The sequence below is a fragment of the Mitsuokella sp. AF21-1AC genome (assembly GCF_003458855.1).
Lineage (GTDB): Bacteria > Bacillota > Negativicutes > Selenomonadales > Selenomonadaceae > Mitsuokella.
This window is the reverse complement of sequence record NZ_QRVW01000048.1, coordinates 7,012-8,141: the sequence shown is the minus strand read 5'-3', so window position 1 is coordinate 8,141 and position 1,130 is coordinate 7,012. Positions and strand designations below refer to the sequence as shown.

The 1,130-nt window shown below is 60.4% G+C and carries 1 protein-coding gene; it reads left to right on the top strand.

The window, feature by feature from the left end:
• Positions 1-1,130 (top strand): phosphomannomutase/phosphoglucomutase (locus DWX75_RS11695; RefSeq protein WP_233519602.1); only part of this gene is annotated, 1,130 nt, incomplete at both ends.

Here is a 1,130-nt window from a genome sequence, read left to right as displayed (position 1 = left end):
ATGCTGAAGAATGCCGTGCTGGAGGCGCTGACGGCAGCCGGCGCCGTCACGGTGGACTGCGGTCTGGCTTCGACGCCTTCGATGTTCATGTCCATTGTTTTCCCGGAGACGAAGATGGATGGCTCCATCATGATCACGGCCAGCCATCTGCCGTTCAACCGCAACGGACTGAAGTTCTTCACGAAGGACGGCGGCGTCGAGCATGAGGATATCATCGCAATCCTCGAGGCGGCAGCCCGCTTCCCTGAGCAAAAGGGCGACCTGACGAAGGTGCAGAAATACAATCTCATTGACCGTTACTGCCATCATCTGCGCAAGAAGATCCGTGCAGCGCTCAACATGGGCGATACGCCGCTCAAGGGCATGCATATCGTCGTCGACGCCGGCAACGGCGCGGGCGGCTTCTTCGCGACGCAGGTTCTCGGCCGCCTCGGTGCCGACACGTCGGGCAGCGTCTTCCTCGAGCCGGACGGCCATTTCCCGAATCACATCCCGAATCCGGAGAACAAGCAGGCCATGGCCGCCATCCAGAAAGCGGTTCTCGATGCGCATGCAGATCTCGGCTTCATCTTCGATACGGATGTGGACCGCATGAGCGCCGTCCTCAAGAATGGCAAGGAAATCAGCCGCAATGCCCTGATCGCCATGATGGCCGCCATCCTCGCACCGGATTATCCGGGCAGCACGATCATCACGGATTCCGTGACGAGCGATGAGCTGACGGAATTCCTGCAGGATGAGCTCGGACTCAAGCATCTGCGCTACAAACGCGGCTACAAGAATGTCATCGACGAGTGCATCCGCCAGAACAAGGCTGGTGTCGTTTCGCCGCTGGCCATCGAGACGAGCGGCCACGGCGCACTTTCCGAGAACTATTACCTCGACGATGGCGCTTACCTGGCCGTCAAGCTCCTGATTGCGGCGACGAAGGCCAAGGCACAGGGCCGTGACCTCGGTGCACTCATCAAGAAGCTCGGCGAGCCGGTCGAGAGCAAGGAGTACCGCATGAAGATCATGGGCGAGGAGGACTTCCGCGCCTATGGCCAGGGCGTGCTCGATACCTTTGAGCAGCGCGCGGAAAAAGCAGGCATCCGCATCGCCAAGCCGTCGTATGAAGGCGTGCGCCTCGT